The 6,351-nt window shown below is 52.4% G+C and carries 6 protein-coding genes; 1 reads left to right on the top strand and 5 read right to left on the bottom strand.

Annotated elements, in window-relative coordinates; all coding sequences use genetic code 11:
- Positions 1–163 precede the first annotated feature (163 nt).
- From HMPREF3148_RS07280 to HMPREF3148_RS07260, 5 genes are all read right to left on the bottom strand, one after another.
- On the bottom strand, positions 164–739 hold the full coding sequence (locus HMPREF3148_RS07280) for an NADPH-dependent FMN reductase (protein ID WP_046646870.1): 576 nt from the start codon (positions 737–739) through the stop codon (positions 164–166).
- A 286-nt stretch (positions 740–1,025) separates the two neighbouring features.
- Complete coding sequence (gene nrdF, locus HMPREF3148_RS07275; RefSeq protein WP_080970012.1) at positions 1,026–2,051, bottom strand: class 1b ribonucleoside-diphosphate reductase subunit beta; 1,026 nt, start codon at positions 2,049–2,051, stop codon at positions 1,026–1,028.
- Positions 2,052–2,104: 53 nt separating this feature from the next.
- Positions 2,105–4,303 (bottom strand): class 1b ribonucleoside-diphosphate reductase subunit alpha, encoded by a 2,199-nt coding sequence (gene nrdE / locus HMPREF3148_RS07270; protein WP_049151626.1) that lies wholly within the window; start codon positions 4,301–4,303, stop codon positions 2,105–2,107.
- Positions 4,304–4,338: 35 nt separating this feature from the next.
- Complete coding sequence (gene nrdI, locus HMPREF3148_RS07265; RefSeq protein WP_034657571.1) at positions 4,339–4,797, bottom strand: class Ib ribonucleoside-diphosphate reductase assembly flavoprotein NrdI; 459 nt, start codon at positions 4,795–4,797, stop codon at positions 4,339–4,341.
- Positions 4,798–4,912: 115 nt separating this feature from the next.
- Entirely contained in the window at positions 4,913–5,593 is a 681-nt protein-coding gene (locus tag HMPREF3148_RS07260; protein ID WP_049064218.1) for a metal-dependent transcriptional regulator, read from the bottom strand.
- Positions 5,594–5,730: 137 nt separating this feature from the next.
- Here HMPREF3148_RS07260 and HMPREF3148_RS07255 point away from each other — a divergent pair, with 137 nt between their 5' ends.
- Positions 5,731–6,330 (top strand): ATP-dependent Clp protease proteolytic subunit, encoded by a 600-nt coding sequence (locus HMPREF3148_RS07255; RefSeq protein ID WP_005531783.1) that lies wholly within the window; start codon positions 5,731–5,733, stop codon positions 6,328–6,330.
- The last annotated feature ends 21 nt before the right edge of the window (positions 6,331–6,351 follow it).

Raw genomic sequence — 6,351 nt, 5'->3', positions numbered from 1 at the left:
TCTGGGCCACGGCCAAGCCGCCGGAAGAAGCCAAGCTAGCACCAGTACAAAAACTCCGTGGACTCCCCGCCCAAAAAGCGAGGAGACCCCGAGTCCACAAAGTAGCTGGACTCCAAGTCCAAAAACCTCATGGACATAACACCTCTAGAGATGTGCGTGGGTCCTAGCTGGTTAAGGCATTGTCCACCAGAGCCAGGAAGCGCATGACGTAGTCCTTCACAAATTCTGCGGTGCGGTCATTAAGGCGGCCCGAGTCTTCGAAAAGGGTGGGTGATTGGCCGAGGAATACCTCGGGCTGCCCAGGAAAAGGCATATCAAAGTAAGACAGGGCCAATCGGAGGTTCTTTTGTGAGCTGTACCCACCCATGCGCCCTACGGAGTGGCTGATGATTCCTGCGGGAAGGTTCTTCCAAGCCACATCTGAGTTGGGTTTAGAACCGATGTCCACCGCGTTTTTGAGGCATGCGGGGATTGTGCGGTTGTTTTCGGGCGTAATGAAAAGGACTCCGCTAGAGTTCTTGATGGTGTCGCGGAAGGTGGTGTACGCGGACGGAGTTGGCTTGTCCGTGACCGCGGGATCATCGTAGTCGAAGTCATAAAGGGGCAAGTTGCGGATTTCGAGGATGTTTGCCTCGTAGTCTTTCGGGATCATTGTGAGTACTTCGTGCGCAATCTTGCGCGCAATTGATCCGCGACGCAGGCTACCTACGATAACGGTGATGCGTGGGGTGGAAGTCATACTGAACCTTCTTTCTTCATTGGGGCTGGATTAAGGGAGAAAAGGCTTGCAACCGAAAGCTGGCGGCGGGCCGGCACTGTGGGCGGCAGCGAGAAATCCCTCTACTTTGTCATCTTCTTCATTACGGAAATACAGTTCAATTAGGCCCAAGAGCCCTCCCAGGACGGCCTCGCGTGCGGCCGAGGTTTGTAGCAGCCGCAATGCCGCAGGTTGGTTTCCTTCACGAATAGCCTCAAACAATGCAATGGTTTCAAGCCAGCTTCCTTGGTCTGGTCGTGGGAAGGGATTAGAAATCCCAGTCATCATCACTCGTTTCTTCAGCGGTACCAATGACATAGGAGGAGCCTGAACCAGAGAAGAAGTCATGGTTCTCATCTGCTCCAGGAGCTAGGGCGGCGAGAATTTCTGGGTTAACTTCCGTTTCCTCAGGTGGGAAGTAATCTGGGTAGCCCAAGTTCATCAGGGCCTTATTTGCGTTATAGCGAACGAATACGGCTACATCGTCCATGAGTCCTAATGGTTCATATAGTTCGCCGGAGTATTCCAGCTCTAGGGAATAGAGCTCCTCGAGCAAAGAGATGGTGAAATTCTTCATCTCTTGTTGCCTTTGAGGAGAAGAAGATTCTAGGCCACGCTGGTATTTATATCCCGAGTAGTAACCGTGTACTGCCTTGTCACGCAGAATGAGGCGAATCATGTCTGCCGTATTGGTCAGGGTGGCGTGGACAGAAAAGTGTAAGGGGAGATAGAAACCTGCGTATAGAAGGAGCGAAGAAAGCAGCGTCGATGATACCTTGCGCTTGAGCGGATCTGGCCCGTAATAGTGTGTGAGGACTTTCTTGGCACGTGCTTGGAGAAGGTCATTATTCACCGCCCAGCGGTAGGCTTCGTCGATTTCCTTTGTGCTGCTTAGCGTAGAAAACACTGAAGAGTAAGAACGGGCGTGAACTGATTGCATGAAGGCAATGTTGGTGTAAACGGCCTGCTCATGCTCGGTGCGGGCGTCTTGAATTTGGCAGATTTCTCCCACGGTAGCCTGCACGGTATCTAGAGTGGTCAGGCCTGTGAACACCCGCATGGTGAGGTTACGCTCTGAGGGCGTCATTTTCTGCCAGGCTGAGAGATCATTAGAAAGCGGCACTTTCTCCGGCAGCCAGAAATTGGCGGTGAGCCGGTTCCATACTTCAAGATCCTTTTCGTCACTCACACGGTTCCAATTGATGGGGCGGATGCGGGCTGAGGGATCATGGCGGAAGCCCGGAGGCGTAACAGAGATGCTAGTTAACGCAGCAGCGTTCGATGCTGAAGTCATTACTTTTTCCTTTCGGGTGAATTGGTAGTGCAAAAGATGGGAGGTCAGTGCTCCTACAAAGCGCAGGAGACGCAGCCTTCGACCTCAGTGCCTTGGAGCGCGGGTTGGCGTAAACGGATGTAGTACAAGGTCTTGATGCCGGCCTTCCAGGCATAGATTTGCGCCCTGTTGATATCCCTAGTGGTGCTGTCGGCAGTAAAGAACAAGGTCAGAGAAAGGCCTTGGTCCACGTGCTGCGTGGCCATGGCGTAGGTATCAATGATTTTCTCGTATCCCACGGTGAAAGAGTCCTCGAAATACTCCACATTGTCGTTGGTCATTCCCGGCGCGGGGTAGTACACGCGCCCCAAGCGGCCTTCCTTGCGAATTTCGATCTTGGAGGCAATCGGGTGGATGGATGCAGTCGAATCATTGATGTAGGAAATTGATCCAGTGGGTGGAACTGCTTGTAGATAGGCGTTATATATTCCGTCTCGGGCCACCTGATTCTTTAATTTCAGCCAGTCCTCGCGTGTAGGAATCCGCACGCCTGCTTCATGGAAAAGCTGCTCTACTCGCTTGGTGGCAGGTACCCATTCCTGTTTGAGATACTTGTCGAAGAATGCGCCGGAGGCATAAGCAGAGTCTTCAAAACCCTGGAATCGCTGACCTTTCTCTACCGCTAACGCATGGGATGTGCGCAGCGCATGATAGGTCACAGTCAGGAAATAGAAGTTGGTAAAGTCCAAAGCCTCGGCGCAGCCATAGTGAATCCGTTTGGAAGCAAGGAAACCATGGAGATTCATCTGCCCCAAACCAATCGCGTGCATGGATTCATTGCCTTTAGCAATGGAAGGAACTGCTTCGATGTCGGTAAGTTCTGAGACTTGGGTGAGCGCGCGCACTGCGGTTTCTACAGTTGCTCCAAAATCCGGTGATTCAAAGGCCTTAGCGATGTTGAGCGAACCCAGATTGCATGAAATGTCTTGGCCGATGGTGGCGTAATTGCCAGATGGGTCAAGAGTGGATGGCGCGTTGACTTGAAGGATCTCGCTACACAGGTTGGACATATTGATATGCCCTTTGAGGGGATTAGAGCGATTGACCGTATCTTCGAAGAGGATATAGGGGTAGCCAGATTCAAATTGAAGCTCAGCAAGCGTAGTGAAAAACTCCCTGGCTTTGATGGTGGTGTGCGAAATTCGCGGATTGGTCACCAGCTCGTCGTAATGCTCGGTGATAGACATGTCGGACATGGGCACGCCGTATTCGCGAGCAATGTCATAAGGACTAAACAGATGCATGTCCTTGTTCTCTTTGGCCAGGCGAAACGTTATATCCGGAATAACGACACCCAGTGAAAGGGTCTTGATGCGAACTTTTTCATCTGCATTTTCCCGTTTGGTATCGAGGAAGCGAAGAATATCTGGGTGATGCGCATGCAGGTAGACAGCCCCAGCGCCCTGGCGGGCTCCCAGTTGGTTGGCATAGCTGAAACTATCCTCCAGAATCTTCATAACTGGGACTACGCCGGATGCTTGGTTCTCAATCTTTTTGATCGGGGCTCCGGATTCGCGCAGATTGCTTAGCAATAGGGCCACGCCACCGCCGCGTTTTGATAGCTGTAGCGCGGAGTTCACACTGCGGCCAATGCTCTCCAAGTTGTCTTCTATTCGCAGGAGGAAGCAAGACACCATTTCGCCGCGCTGAGCCTTGCCTGCGTTGAGAAAAGTAGGGGTGGCGGGCTGGAATCGTCCGGACATGATGTCGTCCACCAGTTTCTCTGCAAGAGCTTTGTCGCCTTGTGCCAGGTAAAGAGCTGTGGTGGTGACGCGTTCTTCGTAGCCTTCGAGGAGTGTTGAGCCGTCAAAGGTTTTTAGCGCGTAGGAAGTAAAGAACTTAAATGCGCCGAGGAATGTGCGGAACCGATGCTGGGCGCGATGTGCTCTGTCATATATGGCGCACAGGAACTCGTCCTCGTAAAGTTCGAGGAAACCCCGCTCATAGTATTCATTATCTACTAACCATTCCAGGCGTTCCGTGGTGGAGCTAAATGTGCGCATGCGGGGAGCAACATGGTGGGCTAAATAATCCTGTGCTGCCTGAATGTCTTTGTCGAACTGAATTCTCCCGGAAGAATCGAATAAGTTCAGCTGCGCGTTGAGTGCATGGTAACTTTTGCGCTTACCAACGCCGCTCTCGTCGTTAGCACCGGTGGTGATGCGATGGGTTGCGTCAACAGGCTGCGCGGGTGTGGTCTGCGGAGGGGTCATTGTGTAGTCCAATCTGTGTGGTCCGGACGTGTTCTTCATCTTTTGACGTGTTCTTGCTGTTCCCAAAACTTGTGAAGACCTTGTTTTACGGTGTCAATATCTTTTTGGGTGCCGAGTAGCTCGAAGTGATACAGCTCGGGCACGTGGCACTTGGCGGAAATGATTTGGCCGGCTACGCAGTAGGCGTTACCGAAATTGGTGTTTCCTGAGGAAATGACGCCGCGGATAAAGGATCGATTGATTGGGTCGTTAAGGAAAGCGATGACCTGTTTAGGAACCGCGCGTTTGAGAGAGCCGCCTCCGTAGGTGGGGACGACGAGTACATACGGGTGTGAAACCTGGATCATTCCGTTTTTCTTGGGCCGTAGTGGAATTCGCACTGCGGGTCTGCCTAGGCGTTCCACAAATCTTTTTGTGTTTTCAGAAACGCTCGAAAAGTACACCAAATCTGGTGAGTCTGACATAGCAATCCTGCTCATCCTGGCCTGAGCCATTCGTGGGATATGTGATATCCGATAGGTTAATTACGTGTGGGCGTAGTTGCAAACTACGGTGCAACGTATATTTTAAAAGCGCAGGTAATCTTAGGTTTAGGCGGAGGGGATGGCTTTATGGGGTATGAGGAGCTACAAAAACTGCGTCGGTAGCCGGGCGCCCGAGCAGTACCCACGGAGCGCTATCAAATACTCGAACTTCGAGTGAGTCTGAAAAGGGGGCTCCTTCGCGCGTGTCTAGAACGGCACCCGTGACAATGCCGTGTTCTTTCAGGAAAGCTAGTAGTTGTGGGTCGGAATCGGAGATCCGTTCAACGATCACCTGAGATTGTGCTCCGCTGTCAGAGAGCCGGTGTGCACGAGGAATCGTGATGTTCCCATCGGCTGTGGGAATAGGATCGCCATGTGGATCCCTACTGGGAAAATTGAGGAATTTGTCCACGCGCTCTATCAGCATGTCCGACACTGCGTGTTCGAGATTTTCTGCTTCGTCATGGACTTCGTCCCATGTATAGTCCAATGCCTGTACCAAGAAAGATTCAAGCAATCGGTGACGGCGCACCATATCCAATGCATACTGTCTACCCCGACCGGTGAGCTCCACTGCTCCGTAAGGTGTGTGTGATACCAACCCTTGCTTGGTCATTTTGCGCACTGCATCGGAGACTGAGGAGAGTTTGAGCCCTAACCGTGCTGAAATAAGTGTGGCGGTTACGGGCTCAGATGACCATTCCTTTAGCCCCCAGATGGCTTTCAAATAATTCTGTGTGCTAGTGGAAAGCTCGGAAACAGACATGGGTAAATCTTAACCCAGCACCTTAGTGTGTGCTGACGTAGCGCTTCCAACGCTCATAGCGAACAGGGGCCCAATTTGAGAAGAATGTCGGTAAGGTGGGGCCAGTTAAAAATTCTTCAATTGAAGGAGCATCATTAATGTCTGAGAAGATTTCAATGAACTCATCCGCTACTGGTATGAGCCTGGGCGATAGCGTCTATGAGCGCCTCTTGCGCGAGCGCATTATCTTCCTGGGAACCCAGGTGGACGATGAAATCGCCAACAAGCTCTGCGCACAGATTCTGCTTCTGTCCGCTGAGGACCCAACTCGGGACATCTCCCTGTACATCAACTCCCCGGGCGGCTCCGTCACGGCGGGTATGGCTATTTACGACACCATGAAGTACTCGCCATGCGATATTGCCACCTATGGCATGGGCTTGGCAGCTTCCATGGGCCAGTTCTTGCTCTCCGGCGGCACTAAGGGCAAGCGCTACGCTCTGCCACACGCTCGCATCATGATGCACCAGCCTTCCGCTGGCGTGGGTGGCACCGCTGCTGACATCGCCATCCAGGCTGAGCAGTTTGCTCAGACCAAGCGTGAAATGGCGCAGCTGATCGCTGAGCACACCGGCCAGAGCTTTGAGCAAATCACCAAGGATTCTGACCGTGACCGTTGGTTCACCGCACAACAGGCCAAGGAATACGGCATCGTTGACCACGTCATCGAGTCCGTAAACGGCCCGATTAGCAACTAGGGAATAAGGAGAATTATCACT

Source organism: Corynebacterium sp. HMSC05D08 (assembly GCF_001807215.1).
GTDB classification, from domain to species: domain Bacteria; phylum Actinomycetota; class Actinomycetes; order Mycobacteriales; family Mycobacteriaceae; genus Corynebacterium; species Corynebacterium striatum.
The sequence above is the reverse complement of the archived record's forward strand: the minus strand, read 5'-3'. Positions and strand labels throughout refer to the sequence as shown.

Bases quoted from the DNA above. Each gene is read 5' to 3' on its own strand.
- HMPREF3148_RS07280 (WP_046646870.1), bottom strand. From the start codon at position 739: ATGACTTCCACCCCACGCATCACCGTTATCGTAGGTAGCCTGCGTCGC.
- nrdF (WP_080970012.1), bottom strand. From the start codon at position 2,051: ATGACTTCAGCATCGAACGCTGCTGCGTTAACTAGCATCTCTGTTACG.
- nrdE (WP_049151626.1), bottom strand. From the start codon at position 4,303: ATGACCCCTCCGCAGACCACACCCGCGCAGCCTGTTGACGCAACCCAT.
- nrdI (WP_034657571.1), bottom strand. From the start codon at position 4,797: ATGGCTCAGGCCAGGATGAGCAGGATTGCTATGTCAGACTCACCAGAT.
- HMPREF3148_RS07260 (WP_049064218.1), bottom strand. From the start codon at position 5,593: ATGTCTGTTTCCGAGCTTTCCACTAGCACACAGAATTATTTGAAAGCC.
- HMPREF3148_RS07255 (WP_005531783.1), top strand. From the start codon at position 5,731: ATGTCTGAGAAGATTTCAATGAACTCATCCGCTACTGGTATGAGCCTG.